Origin of the sequence: Nonomuraea fastidiosa, assembly GCF_042751225.1 — a bacterium.
In the GTDB taxonomy this organism is placed as follows: Bacteria; Actinomycetota; Actinomycetes; order Streptosporangiales; family Streptosporangiaceae; genus Nonomuraea; species Nonomuraea fastidiosa.
This window is the reverse complement of record NZ_CP170570.1, coordinates 132,071-148,934: the sequence shown is the minus strand read 5'-3', so window position 1 is coordinate 148,934 and position 16,864 is coordinate 132,071. Positions and strand designations below refer to the sequence as shown.

Annotated in this window: 13 protein-coding genes; 4 read left to right on the top strand and 9 right to left on the bottom strand. The window is 72.5% G+C overall.

The window, feature by feature from the left end; genetic code table 11:
- Positions 1 to 33: 33 nt before the first annotated feature.
- Entirely contained in the window at positions 34 to 1,590 is a 1,557-nt protein-coding gene (locus tag ACFMQL_RS00615; RefSeq protein WP_378784103.1) for an NAD(P)-binding domain-containing protein, read from the bottom strand.
- Between the two features lie 340 nt (positions 1,591 to 1,930).
- Positions 1,931 to 2,701 carry a DUF4352 domain-containing protein gene (locus tag ACFMQL_RS00610; RefSeq protein ID WP_364066092.1) on the bottom strand — a complete coding sequence of 257 codons (771 nt, stop codon included), beginning with the start codon at positions 2,699 to 2,701 and terminating at the stop codon, positions 1,931 to 1,933.
- A 136-nt stretch (positions 2,702 to 2,837) separates the two neighbouring features.
- Between ACFMQL_RS00610 and ACFMQL_RS00605 the strand changes: the two genes are divergently transcribed.
- Positions 2,838 to 3,584, top strand: coding sequence for an SDR family oxidoreductase (locus ACFMQL_RS00605; protein ID WP_364066089.1), 747 nt, complete (start codon positions 2,838 to 2,840; stop codon positions 3,582 to 3,584).
- Between the two features lie 93 nt (positions 3,585 to 3,677).
- The gene (locus ACFMQL_RS00600; protein ID WP_378784099.1) at positions 3,678 to 4,583 is read left to right on the top strand and encodes a hypothetical protein; all 906 of its coding nucleotides are present in this window, start codon (positions 3,678 to 3,680) and stop codon (positions 4,581 to 4,583) included.
- 90 nt (positions 4,584 to 4,673) lie between these two features.
- Here ACFMQL_RS00600 and ACFMQL_RS00595 read toward each other — a convergent pair whose 3' ends face one another.
- Genes ACFMQL_RS00595 through ACFMQL_RS00585 form a run of 3 tightly spaced genes read right to left on the bottom strand, consistent with a single transcriptional unit; the run spans position 4,674 to position 9,907 of the window.
- Positions 4,674 to 7,892: an AAA family ATPase gene (locus ACFMQL_RS00595; protein WP_364066085.1), complete on the bottom strand. Its 3,219-nt coding sequence runs from the start codon at positions 7,890 to 7,892 to the stop codon at positions 4,674 to 4,676.
- Positions 7,876 to 9,174, bottom strand: coding sequence for an oxygenase MpaB family protein (locus tag ACFMQL_RS00590; RefSeq protein ID WP_364066082.1), 1,299 nt, complete (start codon positions 9,172 to 9,174; stop codon positions 7,876 to 7,878). Before ACFMQL_RS00590 ends, ACFMQL_RS00595 begins: the two co-directional genes overlap by 17 nt.
- 22 nt (positions 9,175 to 9,196) lie before the next feature.
- A complete protein-coding gene (locus ACFMQL_RS00585) occupies positions 9,197 to 9,907 on the bottom strand; it encodes a Crp/Fnr family transcriptional regulator (protein WP_364066080.1) in 711 nt (236 codons plus the stop codon).
- A 179-nt stretch (positions 9,908 to 10,086) separates the two neighbouring features.
- Here ACFMQL_RS00585 and ACFMQL_RS00580 point away from each other — a divergent pair, with 179 nt between their 5' ends.
- Positions 10,087 to 10,701: a sigma-70 family RNA polymerase sigma factor gene (locus ACFMQL_RS00580; RefSeq protein WP_364066078.1), complete on the top strand. Its 615-nt coding sequence runs from the start codon at positions 10,087 to 10,089 to the stop codon at positions 10,699 to 10,701.
- Here the strand turns inward: ACFMQL_RS00580 and ACFMQL_RS00575 are convergent.
- On the bottom strand, positions 10,679 to 11,974 hold the full coding sequence (locus ACFMQL_RS00575; RefSeq protein ID WP_364066076.1) for a hypothetical protein: 1,296 nt from the start codon (positions 11,972 to 11,974) through the stop codon (positions 10,679 to 10,681). The genes ACFMQL_RS00580 and ACFMQL_RS00575 overlap by 23 nt on opposite strands.
- Positions 11,975 to 12,939: 965 nt before the next feature.
- Complete coding sequence (locus tag ACFMQL_RS00570; RefSeq protein WP_364066071.1) at positions 12,940 to 14,106, bottom strand: alpha-hydroxy acid oxidase; 1,167 nt, start codon at positions 14,104 to 14,106, stop codon at positions 12,940 to 12,942.
- 88 nt (positions 14,107 to 14,194) lie between these two features.
- Between ACFMQL_RS00570 and ACFMQL_RS00565 the strand changes: the two genes are divergently transcribed.
- A complete protein-coding gene (locus ACFMQL_RS00565) occupies positions 14,195 to 14,860 on the top strand; it encodes a metal-dependent phosphohydrolase (protein ID WP_364066069.1) in 666 nt (221 codons plus the stop codon).
- Here ACFMQL_RS00565 and ACFMQL_RS00560 read toward each other — a convergent pair.
- Both ACFMQL_RS00560 and ACFMQL_RS00555 read right to left on the bottom strand, forming a co-directional pair.
- Positions 14,813 to 15,076 carry a DUF4031 domain-containing protein gene (locus ACFMQL_RS00560; RefSeq protein WP_364066693.1) on the bottom strand — a complete coding sequence of 88 codons (264 nt, stop codon included), beginning with the start codon at positions 15,074 to 15,076 and terminating at the stop codon, positions 14,813 to 14,815. The two genes, ACFMQL_RS00565 and ACFMQL_RS00560, sit on opposite strands and share 48 nt — an antisense overlap.
- A 516-nt stretch (positions 15,077 to 15,592) precedes the next feature.
- Positions 15,593 to 16,774, bottom strand: coding sequence for a cytochrome P450 (locus tag ACFMQL_RS00555; RefSeq protein ID WP_364066067.1), 1,182 nt, complete (start codon positions 16,772 to 16,774; stop codon positions 15,593 to 15,595).
- Positions 16,775 to 16,864 lie beyond the last annotated feature (90 nt).

Genomic DNA, 16,864 nt, shown 5'->3' with positions numbered 1-16,864 from the left:
GGTCGTCGACGGGGGTGGCCATCGTCGTGCGCATCACGCCGGGACCGCGGCCGCGCGCCGGGCGAAGAAGGCCCGCAGCGGCTCGACGTGCACCTCGGGGGAGTCCCACTCGTTCTCCAGGTTCTCCGTCACGTGGTGCACGGCGACGGGCTCGCCGGGGAGGTGATGGCGGACGACCGGATGCAGGTAATGGCCCTCGTGCGCGCGGGCCGCGTCACCCTGGCTCGGCCGGCTCACCTCGATGTCGAACGGGTCCACCTTGTCGTGGTCGGGGCCGTACTCCAGGGTGATCGAGAAATGGCCGTGCGCGCCGATCGGGTCCTCCTGGAGGTCGTACGGCACCTCCTCGAAGTAGCGCGCGGTGCCGCCGTCCACCGTGATCACGTCGGCCAGCAGGCCGAACTGCTGCCACAGGGCCGAGGTGCGGTTGATCCTGGCGATCACCGCGTCGGCCATCGCCGCCGGGTCGGCGGGCAGCTCCCGGCTCGGCCACGGCACCCCGTGGTAGCGCTGCTCCAGCACGCGGTGCAGCGCCCGCGCGCCGTAGCGGAAGCCGTGGATGAAGCCGCTGGTGCCGCGCTTGAAGTCGCGCGACTGGGTGAGGGTGCCCGCGAAGTACAGGCCGGGCACGTTCACCGACTCGTACGCGGGCGTCAGCTCAGGGAACCTGCCGTTCGCCGCCGGCATGGGCAGGCAGTCGCCTGCGAAGATCGAGGAGTCGAAGCGGAACCCGGTGCACAGGATGACCTTGTCGTACGGGATGTCCTTGGTGACCTCGTTGACCCGGACGAAGGCGACGGTCACCAGGTAGGTGCCGTCGGGTTGCCGCTGGATGTTCCTGATGTGCCCGTCGAGCACGGCGTTCTGGGACTTGAGCTGGTAGGTGTCCAGCATGCCGTTGTTGATCGCGCGCAGGTGGCCCACGTAGTGGGTGCGCCAGGCCAGGCGCAGCGAACGGGGGCCGGCGATGTGGATGACCGCGGCCGTCTCCATCAGGTTGTCGGCGGTCTCGAACGCGGAGTTGCCCTTGCCGACGATGAGCACCCGCTGGTCGGTGTAGTCGGCGGGGTCGAGGGAGGCGGTGCCGTACAGGTCGGCGGTCTCGACGCCCGGGATGGGCGGGATGTTGGGCTTGCTCACCCCGGTGGCCACGATGACGTGCCGCGCCTCGAACGTACGGCCGTCCTCGGCCGTCACCACGAACGGTCCCGGGCGTTCCACCCTGGCCACGCGGGTGCCGTACGCGATGCGCAGATCGCGCGCCCGCGCGAAATCGCCGAGATAGCGGACCATGTCATCGGCATGCGGGAAATATCGGTCGCTGTAGCGGGTGAACAGCAGCTCCGGATCGTCCGACAGCAGGGAGTTCCAATCCATCCGCAGATTGAGCTCGGGATCGTCCCAGCCGGTGTGCTTCTTGTTGATCGAGATGAGCGTGCGGTGGCGCGGGAACGTGCGGAAGAACTGTCCGGGCTCCGCCCCCGCCTCCAGGATCAGGTAGTCGCGGCCGGCTTGCTGCAGGAAGTGACCGAGCTGCAGGCCCGCGGGGCCGGCGCCGATCACCAGGTAGTCCAGGGATTTGTCCGCCATTGCCGCCTCCGTCAGACAAAGTGCTTGACAGGACGATCGACATTTTTGGCAAGGAAATCTCAGAGAATGCTCAGAGCATCGTCCGCCCGTTCCTTCTCCGGCCCGCCCCGGCGTGCGGGGTTCGATGCGTGAGGGTGCGCGGCCCGCAGCTCGGCGCGGCCGAGGCCGCGCGCCGCGACCCCGGCGCGGCAGCAGGCGTGGCCCCCAGGGCCGGGGCCGCGCGGCCTTCCTGCGGGACTCCGCCGACGATCCCCGTCTGGGACGGGCCGTGTGCGTGTCAGGCGGTTGAGCGCGGGGCGGGCGTCGGGCGAGGGTCCACTCGGCTAGCGCGGGGCGGGCGTCAGGCGAGGGTCCACTCGGCTCTTTGCGAGCCCAGGCCGCCCCTGATCGCGTACTGCAGCTTGGCCGCCCGCGCCGTCTGCGGCACCTCGAACACCACCACGCCCTTGCGCGAGTCGCCGCCGCTGATCGACACCGTGCCGCCGAAGTCCTGGCCCTCGCTGATCTGCTTGAAGCTGGGCGTGTACTGACGGCTCTCGTGGTCGATGAGCCAGACACTCGTCAGCGGCGAGTCGCTGTAGTCGGTCTGGCCGGTGTTGGCGAGGGTGAGCTCCACCGCGATGAGCTTCTTGCCCGCCGCGGGCTTGAGAAAGTCGTTGGCGGGCGTGGCCGGGTCGATGACGCGGCCGACGGTCACGGTGACCTTGAGGCCGGGGTCGGTGGCCTGGAGCGCGATGGAGCCGCCCAGGCCCGCGGTGCCCTGCCCCTGCACCGTCTGCTGAGGCTGAGCGGCCGGGTCCGTGGGCTGGGCCTGCGCGGGGTCGTGGAAGGACTGGGCAGGGCCGGGCTCCTGGGTGCCGGCCAGCGGCTCCCTGGACGGCATGACCATGGTGGCCGACCCGCGCGTGTCCGGGCCGCCGTCCTCCGTCAGCACGATGGCCAAGGACGCGCCGCCGCCGGCGAGCAGCAGCGGAAGCCCGACCACGAGCAGCACGATCAGCGGAAGGTTCTCGTTGCGCGGAGCCGTGGGCGGCCCGTGGTGCGGCTGCCAGTACGGCGGCGGAGGGCCGTAACGCGGCGGCTGCCAGTACGGCGGGGGCGGGTATCCCACGGGTGACTCCTGGTAGGCGACGGGAGAGATGGGACGTTCCACCCGGCCATCCGGTTGTCCTTGATCGGTTTCCGGGGGCGCTGTCCATCCTAGGCCGCCGGACGGCCGCTGCCGAGCGTCCCATATCGTGCGGGGGATGAGCAGACGTGGAGTACTTGTCACAGGGGCGTCGCGAGGCATCGGACGGGCCGTCGCGGCGGCCTTCGCAGAACGTGGCGACCGGGTCGCGATCCACCACCGCGACTCCGCCGAGGCGGCCCAGAGCCTCCTCGAATCGCTGCCGGGCGACGGGCACGTGGTGGTCCAGGCGGACCTGGCCGACCCCGAGGCGGTCAGGACCATGGTGGACGCGGCGGCCGGCGAGCTGGGCGGCCGGATCGACGTCCTGGTCAACAACGCGGGCGTGTTCCTGCACCACCCGATCATCGAGCTGTCGTACGAGGAGTGGCAGGACGCCTGGCGGCGCACCCTCGGCGTCAACCTGATCGGCGCGGCCAACGCCGCCTGGTGCGCGCTGCGGCACATGGGCGAGGGCGGCAGGATCGTCAACGTCTCCTCGCGCGGCGCCTTCCGCGGCGAGCCCGACAGCCCGGCGTACGGCGCGAGCAAGGCCGGTCTGAACGCCCTCGGCCAGTCGCTGGCCGTCGCCCTGGCCCCGCGCGGCATCGCGGTGGCCACAGTCGCCCCCGGGTTCGTCGAGACCGACATGACCAACGAGCACCTCAAGCCCCCGCGCGGCGACGCGATCAAGGCGCAGAGCCCGTTCAACCGGGTGGCGCGCCCCGAGGAGATCGCCGCGGCCATCGTGTACCTGGCCTCGCCGGAGGCCGAGTGGGCCAGCGGGGCAGTCCTGGACCTCAACGGAGCCTCATACCTGCGCTGATGCCCATATGCCGGGGATCTCGTGATCTGTCGGCATTTCAGGGTTATCTTGAGGTTTCAGGACACCTCGGGACCCGGTCGTGAGGGGGTCGGTGTGGCCACTCGCCGCGGCTACGCGTGGTCGTCACTGGCGATCTGCGTGGCGATCGTGCTCTCCGCCTTCCTCCTGCACGGCGTGTTCGGCGAGGTGGGCCTGCTGTACACGGTGCTGCTCATCCCGATGGGCCTGGCCGTGTTCATCGTGGCGCACGACGTGCTCAGCCGAAGGAACACGGCGGCGGCCGAACGGCGGCGGCTGGCCGGGGAGCGCGAGCACGTCCGCCGCACGGTCGACTTCATCGCCGACCCCGACCTGACCGAGCAGCAACGGCTGGCCGTCATCGACGCGCTCATCCCGCGCGTACGTCGCGTGCGGGACCGGCAGAAGGACCGGTACCCGGACCCGCACGAGGACCCGTTCACGGTCCGGTACGTGATCGTCTCCGAGCTGTCACCGCCCGCCCGCGCCCTGCTCGAACGCGCTCGGCGGGCGGTCACCTCCGTCTACGCCTCGCGGGCCATGCGCCTGCGGCTGCTCGACGGGCCGGCCAACGAGATGCTGCTGCCCCGGCAGATCTGGGAGATCGCGCTGCTGCTGCGCGCCCAGACGCGGCTGTGGCAGGAGCAGGAACGGGCCATGAGCGGCGTCGTGACGCCCGAGCTGCGGGCCGTGCTCGAACCGCAGCAGGAGGCGCTGCGCCGCTCGGCGGCGGCCGTGAAGGCCCGGGTGGAACGGCTGGAGCGCTACGCCCGCCGGGTCGCCGAGGCCGACGCCGCGCTGCGGGCCCGCGACGCGCTGGCGGCCAACCACAAGTACCGCGCGCTGCTGGCGCGCACCGACGACGCCGAAGGGCCGGCCGCCTTGGAGGCCCAGGCGGAGGCGCTGGAGGAGACGCTGGCCAGGAGCGTCCGCGAGGCCGCCGAAGCCGGCCACACCCTGACCATGCCGGCCGCACCCTGACCATGCCGGCCGCACCCTGACCATGCCGGCCGCACCCCGCGCGCCGGGCCGCCTGCCAGGCCGTTGCCTAGGGTTCGCCGGGCGCGGCGATCAGACGCGGGCGCGCCGCTCCAGCAGGAGCGCGCCCCGCCCGGCGAGCAGCGTGCGGCACCAGCCGCGCAGGTCCGCCGCCTTCGGCCCGTCCACCTCACCCGTGTCGAGCAGGTCGGCCCAGTCGAGCAGCGACTCGGCCAGCATCAGCGGCACCCCTCGCCGCTCGTGCACCTCGGCCGCCGCCTCGAAGTGCCCGGCGGCCCGCTCCTTGTCGCCCATCGCCACGCACAGGTGCGCGAGGTAGTGGTGCCCGCAGTGGTGGGCGACCGTGCCGTGCCCGAACGTCTCACCACCGCCGGCGAGCCGGTCGTACAGCCGCTCCGCCAGCTCGGCGCGGCCCAGCCGGGCGGCGGCCACGGCGAGGTTGTCCAGCGCGGGCCGGTGGGCCATGTTGCGCGGCGGGGTCTCGCCGCCGCCCGCGAGTATGCGGTCGAGCAGCGGCCCGGCCTCCTCGTCGTCCAGCTCGCACAGGTAGCGCAGCACCGCGTGCACCGGGTCCACGCGGGGGCCCTGCCCGGCCCTGCGCAGCCGGTCGCGCAGCTCCCACAGCCGCCCCTGGAGCCGCCGGATCTCCGCGATCTGCTCGGAGAAGATGGCCACCGCCTCAAGACGGCGGCCGATCTCCGAGCCGAGCCGCAGCGCCGCCTCCGCCTCGGCCTCGGCCTGCGCCAGGTCGCCCTGCATGAGGGTCAGCCCGGCCTTGGAGTAGCCGATCAGCCAGGTGAGGTGCGGCTGGCCCAGGCGGTGTGCCAGCTCGTCGGCCTGGTCGAGCAGCGCCGCCGCCCGCTCCACGTCGCCGCTGTCGAGCACGGGAGGGGTGCGCTGCACGTACGCGTGGAACAGCGCCAGGTCGTCGCCGGTGCGGCGGGCCGCCTCCAGCATCTCGTCGCCGTCGCGGTGGCGCTGATGCAGCGGGTCGGCGGGGATGATGGTGAGGCTGCGCATGCCGAGCACGCTGGCCAGCGTGCGCGGGTCGCCCGACTTGCGGGCCAGCGCCACCGCCTCGTCGCTGAGCGCGAAGCGGCGCTCGCCGTCGGGCGCCCAGATCAGCTCGGAGGCGAGCTGCGCGGCCAGCAGCGCCCTGGTGCTGACGTCGGTGGAGTCGACGACCTTGCGCGCCTCGGTGAGCAGCGCGATGCGCTCCAGGTCGGGGGCCGCCGAGATGCTGCTGCCCCGGTCGCCGCCGAGCGCCGCGGTGACGATGAGGTCGTTGCGCTCGCACTCCCTGGCCAGGTCGGCGGCGTCCAGCAGGGTGCGGCGGGCGTCGGGGTGCCCGGCCAGCCACATCGCCCTGCCGCACTCGACCAGCAGCTCGGCGCGGCGTTCCCGGGTGGCGCCGGGGGAGTCGGCGAGCAGGCCGAGCGCCCGCTGGTACCAGGTGACCGCCTCGCGGTGCGCCAGCCCGGCCAGCGCGTGCTGGGCGGCGTGCACGGCCGCGTCGGCCGCCGCGCTCACCCGGGCCGGGTCGCGGCCCTGCTCGGCGGCGGCCAGCAGATGGGCGGCCACCACGTACGGCCTGGTCCGCATCGCGTCGGGATCGGTGGCGAGCAGCGCGTCGGCCACCCGCCCGTGCAGCAGCGCGGCACGCGGGGCCGAGAACGTGGTGTACAGGGCGGTCCTGGTCAGCTCGTGGGAGAACTGGCAGGACCCGTTGTCCAGCATGGTCACCAGGCCCGTGCCCATGGCCTCCTCGACGGCGGCGACGAAACGCGGCTCGTCCAGGCCGAGACCGCCGCGCAGCTCGGCCGAGTCCATGCGCTCGCCCACCGCGAGCAGGCTCACCAGGTCGCGGGCGTCGGGGTGGAGCTGCGCCAGGCGGGCCGTCACCATCCGGGTGACGGAATCGGGCACGGCCAGCGCGTCGAGGTCCTTGCCCGCGGCCAGCTCCCTGATCACCTCGCTGAGCAGGAACGCGTTCCCGCCGGTGATGCGGTGCAGCCGCTCGGCGTCGGCGCGCGCCCGTGACTGCGTGAGCGCGTCGCTCACCTCGTCGACCCCGAACGCCGGCACCGGGATCACCCGCGCGTCGGCGGTGAGCTTGTGCAGCTCGGGCAGCGTCTGGGAGGGCGCGGAGTCGACCGGCACCGGGCGGGACATGGCGAGGACGAGCAGCGGCAGCGCGTCGGAGTCCCACATCAGGGCGCTGAGCATCTGCAGCGACTCCAGTGTGGCCCACTGCAGGTCGTCGACGATCAGCAGCACCGGGCGCACGGTGGCCAGGCGCTCGATCAGCGTGCGGGCCGCGGCCATGAGCTGGTAGCGCTCGGAGACGGGCTCGGTGGCCGGCGGCACCTGCAGCGACAGCGGCGGCGCGGCCAGCGACGGCGCGAGGCGTACGAGCTGGCCGCACTGCTGGTCGATGCCGGCCCGCAGCAGCAGCGCGGGCGAGGTGCGGGCCAGCCGCTCCACGGCGCCCGCGATCGGCTCGTACGCCTTGCGCGCCGGATCGGTGCACCGCCCGGCCAGCACCGTGAACTGCCGCTTGAGCGCCCGCCGCGCCACCTCGGAGGCCAGGCGGGTCTTGCCCACGCCGGGCTCGCCCTCCAGGATCACCAGCTTGCCGCCGAACTCGGCCGCCGCCAGCTCGCCGTCCAGCGCCCGCAGCTCCTGCTCGCGGCCCACGAACGGCAGCGCGTCGCCGTACTCCAGCCACGGCGCGAGCCCGCCGCCGAGATGGTGGTCGGCGCTCTGCCAGTGCAGCTCGTAGGTGTGCAGCGGCTCGCGCAGGCCCTTGCCGGGCAGCCGCCCGAGGTCCTTGAACTCGTGCCGGCTGCGCCCCTGTGCCAGCCGCCGCACCAGGTCCGTGCAGAGCACCTGGCCGCCTTCGGCCACCGCGACCAGGCGGGCCGCCTCCACCGTCGGCAGCCCGCTCACATCGTCGTGCCCCCAGCACACGTCGCCCGCGGCCAGCGCCGCCCTGATGGAGATCTTCTCCATCGCCCGCTCGTTCTCGTCGGCCACCGCCTGCTGCACCGCGATGATCGCGTCCAGTCCGGCCGTGGCCGAGTCGAACACCGCCATGAGCCCGTCGCCCAGGCTCTTGGTGAACGACGAGCCGCTCGCCGTCACGACCGAGCGCAGCAGCTCGTACAGGCGGCGGAAGACGACGTTGGCGCGCTCCTCGCCGAGCCTGATGCGCAGTGCGGTGGAGCTCACCACGTCGGTGAACAGGATGGTCGCCGTGGTGAGCGTGCCCGGCTCATGTGGGGCTGTCACTGTGCGGCCCTTTCCGCCCGCGGGCGGGCGCTCGTAGCCTCGTGCGTACGTTCCTGCGCATCGCGCGGGCCTTCACCGCGGCGCGCGACTGCCTGATCCGCCAGGCGCGGGCCAGCTCATCCGGGATCCTGAACGCCGCCTGCCCGTCGGAGTGGCGGTCGATCATGGCGACCACGATGTGCCGCCCGGCCTTCCGTACCAGCCAGCGAATCACACCGTCCACCGGCCCGGCCAGCCACGAGGCGCGGTGCGCGGCGCGCGCGGCGGCGAACAGCGCGGTGAACCACCAGGCGGGCGCGGGCACCGCCAGCAGCTCGGGCACCCGGTGCGCGCCGTACGGGGCGTCCCTGAAGATCCAGTGGACCAGGCTGCGCGGCATCTTGCGCCAGCCCAGCGGCATGAACGCCTCCATCTCCCGCAGCATCACCGACATCAGCAGCCGGCCCTCGTCGCTGGCCTCCAGCAGGCGGCCCAGGCGCGCGCTGACCGGCTCGACGTCGTCGAGCGTGAGCGGCCCTTCGCGGCAGACCTCGATGCCCATGAGGTGGCCGAAGACGCTCCAGGTGTAGAGGTTGGCGGCGCGCTCCTCGTCGGTCAGCACCACGCCCATGGTCTCCATGGCCTCCCAGGTCACCACGGAGAAGTCGAAGAGCGTGGCGAGCAGCAGCTCCTGGTTGACCGGCGGCCCGAACCGCTCGGTGTCCCACGTGTCGCCGTACCGCTCGTCGACCAGGGCGCGGACGAACGAGTGCAGGATGCGCAGCCCGATCGCCGTTGTGTGCCCGGGGCCGCCGGGCTGGAGGCTGTCGGACGTCTTCAGCCCCATCACGTCCACCAGCATCTGCCCGGTCTCGGCCACCCTGCGGGTCATGGCGTGCGTGGCGAGGTTCGAGACGCCGGCCAGCACCTTGGCGCTGGACACCTCCGCGTACGCCATGGGCAGGCAGGCGAAGAACAGCGCCGCCGACTGATACAGCCCGTAGTCGGCGAAGACGGCCTGCCCTCTGGCCAGCAGCTCCCGGTCGTTCCCCCACTCCGGCAGCTCCTTGGCGAAGTCGAGCGCGTCGAAGATCTTCGTGGCCGGCGGCTCCGCCTCGGGGTCGCGCGCCGCCCGCTTGGCCGCCCCCAGCTCCGCGACCACCGCCTTGACCAGCTCCAGCGCGTCCCGGCCCGGGGGCTGCGCCTGCAGGTACTCGGCGACCACCTTGTCGACGTCGGGATCGGCCGACTGCCGCAGCCGCCGGAACCGCTCCTGCGGCCAGCGCTCGTCGAGATCGTTCATATGCCCCGTACTCCAGATTCGGTCAGAGGCCGCCCCTTCTCCGCAGGGCGGCGACGTCCAGCAGCCTGATCGTCCGGCCCTCGACGGCGATGAGGTTGCGCGCCACGAGCGACTGCAACGCCCGGTTGACGGCCGGGCGCGAGGCGCCGATCAGCGCGGCGAGGTCGGACTGGGTCAATCCGGGCAGGTCCACCACCTCGCCCGGCTGGCCGTGCTTCTCGGCCAGCTGCAGCAGCAGCTTGGCCAGCCGCCCGCCGAGGTCGAGGAAGGCGAGGTCGGCGGCCTGGTCGGTGAGCCTGCGCACCATGCGGCCGAGCATCCGCAGGAACTCGTCGGCGAGCCCCGGATGCTCGCGCATGAGCTCTAGCAGCCGCGCCCTGGGCAGTGCGAACACCCAGGACGGCCGCGCGGTCACGATGGAGGCCGAGCGCGGCGAGTCGTCCAGCAGCGCCATTTCGCCGAACGTGTCGCCGCGGCCCAGCATGTTGAGGACGATCTCGTCGCCGTGCTCGGTGGTGAACACCACCTTCACCAGACCGTCCAGCAGCACGTAGAGCGACTCTCCCGGGTCGCCCTGATGGAAGATGATCTGGCCCGACCGGTAGCGGCGGGTCAGGCCCGCCCGCGCGGTGTCGCGGATGCCGCTTTCGCCGAGCACCTGGAACAACGGGATCTCCGCCAGCACGGCGACGACCGGCTCGACGTCGTGGGGAAGGCCGCTGCGCCCGCTCATGCAAGAACTCTAGGCCGCATCCGGCCGCCGGGCAGCATGCGGAAAGCGATCTTTGAAATGTGACCAGCGACACACCCAGGTTGTCACGTCCGGAACAGCCATTCCTGATCATCCGGCGCACGGTGGGTGAGCCGGCCGGAGCCGACCCCCCTACTGTCCGGGCCGGCAGGGAGAACGACATGCACGTGGACACCATGGAACGACTCGACACCCGCCCCGTCGCCGGCGCCTGCCCCGACGGCAGATTCGACACGGGCGCGCTGGTGGCGGCCGCCCAGGAGGGCGACGCCGAGGCGTGGGAGCGGCTGGTCGCGGAGTTCAGCCCCATGCTCAAGGCCCGCATCCGCAAGTTCAGGCTCAGCCACGAGGACGCCCAGGACGTGCTCCAGACGACCTGGCTGCTCGCCTGGCAGAACCTCAAGAGCGTCGAGGACGGCCAGCGCATGGCGGGCTGGCTCGCCACGATCGCCTTCCGCGAATGCCTCAAGCTCACCCGCCGTACCAAGGAGATCTGCACCCCTGACCTCGACTCGCTGGGCAGCACCGACGACGTCGACAGGGAACTCGCCAGGATCTGGCTGGCCGGCACTCTCGAAGAGCTGGTCGAGGAGCTGCCCGCCGCCCAGCGGACGCTGTTCAGAGCGCTCACGGAGACCTCCGAGCCCCACTACGTGGACGTGGCGCGCAGGCTGGGCAGGCCGGTCGGGAGCATCGGGCCCACCCGAGCCCGCTGTTTCGCGAAGCTGCGCGGCCTGCTGCAGGCCCGCGAGATCACGCGCGACTTCCTCGACTGAGCCAGTCGCCGCGCTCGCCCGGCGGGTCGAGCGGAATCGCCTCCAGGAACGGCTCGAAGTCGAAGTGCGCCATCTCGTACACGTCGGGGTCGGTCTCCGACGGGTACCGGTAGAGCCTGCGCGGACGCAGCCCGGGACGGTCGGCGAACATCTGGCTGATCGCCTGGGGCACCAGCCCCTTGCGCATCTCCTCGGCCAGCCCGTCCGCCACCTCCGGGTCGAACGGCACCCGGAAGAGGGCGTCCACCTTGTGGTAGACGCGGAAGTAGCTGACGATGAAGCGCATCCTGTCGCGGTAGGACACCCAGTCGCGCACCCCGGCGAGCGACGCGTCGCGGTCCTCGGTGATGAACTCCTCGGCCAGCTTGCGCACCTTCTCGTTCTGGATCGGCACCCACACCTCGTCCAGGCTCACGCCGGGCGGCGGGGTCAGCGGCTTGCCGACCTTGATGTCGCTGAGCGGGGTGGCCACGGCGAACAGGTGGCGGGTGTAGAGCGAGGACCACAGGCTCTCCAGGACGCGGGTCGGCCAGGGCTGGTCTTCGTGCGCGGCGGCGTACAGGCGCAGGCGGGGGAACGGGCGGCGGGTGATCAGGGAGCGCAGCGAGCGCCACGACACCCTCGTCAGCCAGCGCACCGGGCGGTACAGCACCAGCTCAAGCGCCGCCTGGGCGCGCGCCTGCTCGTACGCCGACAGCGCGATGTTGGCACCCAGCAGCAGCTCGGCCCGCTCCTCGGCGTCCTCGGTCCGCGCGGCCTGCACCATGAGCTGCGCCGCGTCCTTCAGGTAGCGCGGGTCGGCCGGCGACAGCAGGCCGGTGAGGAACTCCGGCGGCTGAGGCGTCAGATCCGACTCCGGGCTGACCCTGAGGTAGCGGTCGGGCGTGTCGTTCCACAGGTTGACCGCCAGGCTCGCCGTCTCCAGGAAGATCGCCCGGTTGGCCAGCGACAGCCCGAGCTGGTAGCTCGGCCCGAGCAGCGTCAGCAGCGCGGCCCTGAACAGCCGGCGGAAACGCTGCGGTACGCGCAGGCGGCGGCCGAAGTCCTCGATGAACGGCGAGCCGGGGCCGAGGTCGAGGCTCCTGCCGATGGCCTTGGAGGTCCAGGTGGCGTAGCAGTACCAGTTGTTGGCCGCGCGGCCGAGGCGCACCGCGAGGTCGGAGGCCACGCGATGGTAGCTGTAGGCGATGACCATCGCTTCGAGCGCCGCGCTCCGGTCCTTGTACGCCGCGATGCGCAGCACGTCATCGGCGGTCATCGGAGTGTCGGACATCAAGTCTCCCGTTATGCCGATCCCGTCGCCCCCGGGGCGTGCTCATCGGGTACAGAGTCTTCCCCGGCGGCGTCAGATACAGGACGTCAGTGACAGCCGGCGGCCTGCTTCGCCCCCGAGGCCGCCAGGGCCGGAGCGTAGAAGCGATCGGTTGCGGAGGACTTGCAATCTGACCGCCGTGCTTGTCAGAGGCCATGCCGTTCGTGGTGCTCCGCCCGCTCCGTGCGTGTTGCCCGGGTCGTCCTGTCCGCGCCGCATCGCCCCTGTGCGCGCGCCGGCCCTGAGCCTGCCGTCCTGGCCGCCCCGGGCGCGTCGCCCGGGGCGGGCCGCTCACTCCTTGACGGTGATCCTGCTGAGCACCACGAAGCCGCCGAGCGCCCCCGCCGTGCCGGCGGCCGTGGTGGTGGTGAGGTTGACCACGAGGTCATAGGTTCCGGGGGCGAGCTGCCCCGCATCGGGATCGAGGCCGTATATCGCCCGGAGCCCGGGGTGAACGTCATCTCGACAGGCGGCGCGGGGTGCCGCGACTCGCCGCCGCCCATCCGGTCGGCGATGATCTCCAAGCGCCAGCGGCCCGTCAGCCAGTCGACAAGCTCACCGGTGACCTCCCAGCTCACATCCACGGTCCAGCCCTCGTCACGATGGACGACGTTCGTGGGTTGCGCCCCGGGATCGACCACCTGGCCGTGAAGAATGCCGGCAAGCTGCTCGGGCGGCACTTTCATCACCTGGAATTCTCCGGTCGCCATTACGCGCTCCTCTCCGCGGGACGGGTCCCCGTGTGAGGAGCAGAGCGACGACGGCGGCGGCGAAATACCCGCATTTCGCAGGGAGGTATGACAGGGTGCGCCCGGCGTACCGATGGCAGTGCCTTCTTAGCCTGACCCGGCGGTGGGGCCGGCGGTTTCCGAGCCGGACCGGGGGCCGGAGGCAGCGGTCTCCGAGCCGGACCGGGGGACCGAGAGCTAGCGGTCTCTGAGCCTGACCAGGTCGGGGCCCAGCCCGTCCACGCCGCCCGCGCCGAGCAGTTGCAGCGTCCGTACGAGCCCGGCCCGCAGCAGCTCGAGCACCCGGTCCACGCCCGCCTCGCCGCCGGCCATCAGCCCGTACAGGTAGGCCCTGCCGATGAAGCAGGCGCGGGCGCCCAGCGCGACCGCCGCCGCCACGTCGGCCCCGCTGCGGACGCCGCCGTCGAGGAAGACCTCGCTGCGCCCGTCCACGGCCTCCACGACGGAGGGCAGCAGCTCAAGGGGAGTGGCCGCCCGGTCGAGCTGCCGCCCGCCGTGGTTGGACACCACGACGCCGTCCACGCCCAGCGCGGCCAGCTCCTTGGCGTCGTCGGCCCGCTGCACGCCCTTCACCAGCAGCCGCCCCGGCCACGCCGACCTGATCCACTCCAGGTCGGCGAACGTCACCGACGGGTCGAACATGAGGTTCGTCAGCCCCGCCAGGTCCTCCGGCGCGCCGTCCACCGTGGCGAACCTCAGCGGCTCGCTGGTCAGGAAGTCGAGCCACCACGCCGGATGCCGCACCGCCTCCAGCGCGCCGCGCCAGCGCAGCGTGGGCGGCACCGTCAGCCCGTGGCGCACGTCGCGCAGCCGCGCCCCCGCCACCGGCACGTCCACGGTCACCACCAGCACGTCCATGCCGGCCTCCGACGCCATGGACAGCGTCTCCAGGTTGCGGGCGCGGTCGCGGACCACGTACAGCTGGAACCAGTTCCAGCCCGCCGGGGCGGCCGCGGCCACACCGGCCGGGGCGGTGGTGCCCATCGTGGACAGCGTGTACGGCACGCCCGCGCGCTGCGCCGCCCGCGCCACCGCCCGCTCACCTGCCCGGTGCATCATGCGGGTGAACCCGGTCGGCCCGAGCACGACCGGCATCGAGATACGCCTGCCCAGGATCTCCACCGCCGTCGGCGCCTCCGACACGTCGCGCAGCACCCTGGGCGCGAACTCCACCCGCCGGAACGCCGCCACCGACCTGGCCAGCGACACCTCGCCTTCGGCCGCGCCGTCGACGTAGTCGAACACCATGCGCGGGGCCCGCTTCGCCGCCAGCCGCCGCAGATCCCAGACGTCGGCGGCGGCCGCCACCCGGGCGGCGCGCGACCACCGGGGGCGTTCCGGCATGACGGCTCGCAGCTCCCGCCACCGGGGCAGGCGCCGAGCGTCACCGCCTGTCGTACCGATGCAGGCACGCTACCACTACGGTGTCAGCATGATCGACCGCGCTGCAGGAGATCCGGCGACGGCCTTCGAGCGGTGGGCGGCGCTCGCGGGGGAGTCGCGCGCCTCGCGGGCCGTGCACGCCGAGCTGCTGGCCCGCTGGTCCGAGCCGCACCGCCGTTACCACGACCGCGCTCACCTGGCCGCCGTCCTGTCCGCCATCGACCTGCTGCACGGAGAGGCCGACGACGAGACGGCGGTGCGCCTGGCCGCCTGGTTCCACGACGCCGTCTACGACGGCAGACCGGGATGGGACGAGGAGCGCAGCGCCCAGCTCGCGCAGTCGAGGCTGCCCCGCTGCGGCGTGCCAGGGAGCCGGGTGGCGGAGACGGCCAGGCTGGTACGGCTCACGGCGGCGCACGACGCGCTCGCGCCCGGCGACCGCGACGGCGCCGTGCTCTGCGACGCCGACCTGGCGGTGCTCGCCGGACCCGGCTACGACGACTACGCCCGCGCCGTCCGCCAGGAGTACGTCCACGTACCCGACGACCTCTTCGCCGCCGGCCGCGCCGAGGTGCTGCGCCGGCTGCTCGGCACGCCCGTGCTGTTCCGCACGGCGCGGGGGAGGAAGCTGTGGGAGGAACGCGCGAGGGCCAACATGACCGCCGAGCTAGCGGCGCTTGCGCCGGCGCAGCCCGGCCGCGACGAGACGCCGTAACAGCTCACGCGAGCTGACCGCCTCCGCCCCGAGCGCCACCGCCCGCGCGTGCACGGTCTCCGGCACGTCGTAGTGGTCGCGGTCGAACGCCCGCGCCGGCACCCCCAGCCGCTGCGCGAACTCGTGCAGCTCCTCCAGCGAGCTGTCGCTGACGAGGTGCGACCACATCAAGCCGCGCGGTCCCGGCCAGTTGGGCGGATCGATCAGTACGGTCACCTTCTCAAGGGTAGGACCCGCCCGCGCACCTCCAGCTCGCCCCGCCCGCGCACCTCCTGCTCGCTCAGCTCGCCCACCACACGACCCCGCCCACCACGGCGACCCCGCCCGCCAGGGCGGGCGCGACCGCCGCCCCCGGCGTGCCGCCTGCAGGGCGGCGACCCCGTCCGTGTCGACCTGCTCCAGGGAGGAGCGGTCCTCGGCCAGGCCGAGCCCGTGCACGGTCGGAGCGCACGGCTCGTCGTCGGGCGAGCCCTCGGGCGGGCGGTGATCCCGCGCGCGGCCGGGAAGGTCCGGATGCCGTCGAGCCGCGGGCGGCCGTCCACGTGCCGCAGGTAGTCGTCGCGGATGCCGGACGGCGCCGGGCGGCCGCGCCAGGAACGCGTCGAAGACGTGTTCCCAGGCGGCCGCGTGCACCCGAGCGGTGACGGTGACCACGCCGTCGCTGTCGAAGACGACGGCGCCGATCACGGTCAGGTCGATGACGTGCTCGCCCACATGGCGAACGTGACCGCCCTACCAGGCGACGGGCAGCTCCTTGACGCCGTAGACGATGGCGAGCTCCCTGAACGGCACCTCGCCCGCCACGCGCAGGGTGGGGAAGCGGCGCAGCAGCGCGGGGAAGGCGATGCGCATCTCCATCTGGGCCAGCGGCGCGCCGATGCAGCGGTGGATGCCGTGACCGAAGGCCATGTGGGAGCCCGCGGTCTCGCGGCCAGGGCGCACCTCGTCCATGTTCTCGCCGAGCGCGGGGTCGCGGTTGGCGCCGCTGAGCGAGCATAGCACCATCTCGCCCTTCTTGATCGGCACCCCGTGCAGCTCCATGTCGTCGCGGGCGAAGCGCGGGAAGGCGACCTGCACGACCGTCATGTAGCGCAGGAGCTCCTCGACCACGTCGACGATGTAGCCGTCCACCTCGCGCACCTTCGCGGCCTGCTCCGGGTTCTGCAGCAGCCACAGGGTGCCGAGCGCGAGCATGCTGGTACTGGTGTCGTGGCCGCCGGTGAGCAGGCCGTCGGCCATGCTGGCGAGCGTGCGGTCGTCCAGCTCGTCGCCGTGGTCGCGCAGCAGCTGCCCGAGCAGGCCATCGCCGGGGTTCTGCCGCTCGCGGGCGACCAGGTCGACGAGGTACGTCATCGCGTCGTTGATCGCCTGCAGCGACGCCTCGGGGCCGCTGGTGAAGTCGAACCGGTCCTTGCTGATCTTGACGAAGTCGGCGCGCTCCTCGTACGGGACGCCGAGCAGCTCGCACACCACCAGTGACGGGATCGGCAGGCAGAACTCCTCCATGAGGTCCACCGGCATGCCCTCGGCGCCCTTGGCCTCCACCCGGTCGAGGTACTCCTGGACCATGGCCTCGATGCGCGGCTCGAGGCGGCGCAGGCGGCGCATGGTGAACTCGGGCGTGAGGAACTTGCGCAGCCGCGTGTGCTCGGGCGGGTCGCGGAAGCCCAGGCCGCCCGGATCCTCCTGGTTGGAGCCGAGCCCGATCACGCCGGCGAAGTCGTTGCTGAAGCGCTCGTGGTCGCCGAGCACCGCGCGGACGTCCTCCCAGCGGGTGACGAGGTAGACGGTCTGCCCTCCGGGGATCTCCATCGGGTAGACCGGGTGCTCGTTCCTGATGCGAGCGAGCTCGCCCACCGGGTCGAACCCGTCACGCATGAACTGGACGAGCGGGAACTCTTCTGTCTCTGACATCGATATCCGTCCTGCTGGGATGCATCACACCAAGTCGGGATAAATCCCTCCATCGATGCTCCCATCCATGTGGGTGGATGTTCGCCCTCC

Bases quoted from the DNA above. Each gene is read 5' to 3' on its own strand.
- ACFMQL_RS00615 (WP_378784103.1), bottom strand. From the start codon at position 1,590: ATGGCGGACAAATCCCTGGACTACCTGGTGATCGGCGCCGGCCCCGCG.
- ACFMQL_RS00605 (WP_364066089.1), top strand. From the start codon at position 2,838: ATGAGCAGACGTGGAGTACTTGTCACAGGGGCGTCGCGAGGCATCGGA.
- ACFMQL_RS00590 (WP_364066082.1), bottom strand. From the start codon at position 9,174: ATGAACGATCTCGACGAGCGCTGGCCGCAGGAGCGGTTCCGGCGGCTG.
- ACFMQL_RS00585 (WP_364066080.1), bottom strand. From the start codon at position 9,907: ATGAGCGGGCGCAGCGGCCTTCCCCACGACGTCGAGCCGGTCGTCGCC.
- ACFMQL_RS00580 (WP_364066078.1), top strand. From the start codon at position 10,087: ATGCACGTGGACACCATGGAACGACTCGACACCCGCCCCGTCGCCGGC.
- ACFMQL_RS00575 (WP_364066076.1), bottom strand. From the start codon at position 11,974: ATGTCCGACACTCCGATGACCGCCGATGACGTGCTGCGCATCGCGGCG.
- ACFMQL_RS00570 (WP_364066071.1), bottom strand. From the start codon at position 14,106: ATGCCGGAACGCCCCCGGTGGTCGCGCGCCGCCCGGGTGGCGGCCGCC.
- ACFMQL_RS00565 (WP_364066069.1), top strand. From the start codon at position 14,195: ATGATCGACCGCGCTGCAGGAGATCCGGCGACGGCCTTCGAGCGGTGG.
- ACFMQL_RS00555 (WP_364066067.1), bottom strand. From the start codon at position 16,774: ATGTCAGAGACAGAAGAGTTCCCGCTCGTCCAGTTCATGCGTGACGGG.